The sequence below is a fragment of the Robiginitalea sp. genome (assembly GCF_049588695.1).
Lineage (GTDB): Bacteria > Bacteroidota > Bacteroidia > Flavobacteriales > Flavobacteriaceae > Robiginitalea.
Map to the genome: position 1 here is coordinate 1 of NZ_JBAVZJ010000354.1, position 1,554 is coordinate 1,554.

At 48.5% G+C, this 1,554-nt stretch carries 1 pseudogene; it reads left to right on the top strand.

Annotated elements, in window-relative coordinates:
• A pseudogene (secA, locus tag WBV75_RS08595) lies at positions 1–1,515 on the top strand (preprotein translocase subunit SecA); the annotation flags it as partial.
• Positions 1,516–1,554: the final 39 nt, after the last annotated feature.

Here is a 1,554-nt window from a genome sequence, read left to right on the forward strand (position 1 = left end):
GCGATAATCGACGAGGTCATCGAGCTTTCGAACGCCCAGAGACCCGTCCTTATCGGTACGACCTCTGTAGAAGTTTCAGAATTGCTTTCGCGAATGCTCAGCATTCGGAAAATAAACCACAATGTCCTCAATGCAAAACTGCATAAAAAGGAGGCCGATATCGTCGCTGAAGCCGGGAAGCCAGGAGTTGTGACCATTGCGACCAATATGGCCGGCCGGGGTACGGATATTAAACTTAGTGATGCCGTTAAAAAGGCCGGAGGCCTGGCCATTATAGGTACTGAGCGGCACGACTCCCGTAGGGTGGATCGCCAGCTCAGAGGTAGGTCCGGACGTCAGGGAGATCCGGGAAGTTCCCAGTTCTACGTCTCCCTCGAGGATAACCTGATGCGGTTATTCGGTTCGGAGCGCGTCGCTAAAATGATGGACCGGATGGGGTTGAAGGAAGGGGAAGTCATCCAGGCTGGAATGATGACCAAATCCATCGAACGGGCCCAGAAAAAAGTGGAGGAAAACAACTTTGGTATCCGGAAGCGGCTTTTGGAGTACGACGATGTAATGAATGCCCAGCGTGAGGTGGTTTACAAGCGCAGAAGGCACGCCCTGCAAGGTGATCGGCTTAAAGTGGATATCGCCAACATGATCTACGATACCTGTGAGGTCATTGCGGAGACCAATAAAATGGCAAATGATTACAAGAATTTTGAATTCGAACTGATCAAATACTTCTCCATCACGGCCCCTATAGATGAAGAGGAATTCGGGAAAATGTCCGTCCAGGATATTGCGAGAACAGTCTACACGGCTACTTATGACCACTATCACCAGAAGATGGAGCGCTCGGCTGATTCCGCTTTCCCGGTTATCAAAAAGGTTTTTGAAGACAATTCCAATAAATTTGAACGCATTGTAGTTCCCTTTACGGATGGAATTAAAACCCTCAATGTAGTTACGAACCTTCAGGACGCATACGACACAGAGGGCAAGCAACTGATCACAGATTTCGAGAAGAATATTTCCCTTGCGATCATTGACGATTCCTGGAAAACCCATCTCAGAAAGATGGACGAAATGAAACAGTCGGTTCAGTTAGCCGTTCACGAGCAAAAGGATCCCTTGTTGATCTATAAATTTGAGGCTTTCGAACTCTTTAAGTCCATGATCGAAAAGGTGAATAAAGAGATCGTCTCCTTTTTGTTCAAAGGAGAGCTCCCATCGGCTAACACTCAGGAAATACAAGAGGCGCGGCAGGTACGACGCCCTAAAGACAACCTTAAAACCTCCAAAGCCGAGATCCCCAACAGCGATGAACTGGCTGCCCAAAGCAGGGCTGCAGGCGCCACTCAGGGACAGCGGCCACAAGTGACCGAGACCATCATCCGGGAAACGGCCAAAATTGGTCGAAATGAAAGGGTAACCATCAAAAACGTCCTTTCCGGAGAGAATAAAACCGTTAAGTTCAAACAGGCTGAACCCCTGATCTCGAAAGGGGAATGGGTGCTTGTAGATGATTAATCAGCAGGCTTTGCTTTATTAAAAACGATCCCCGAGGGG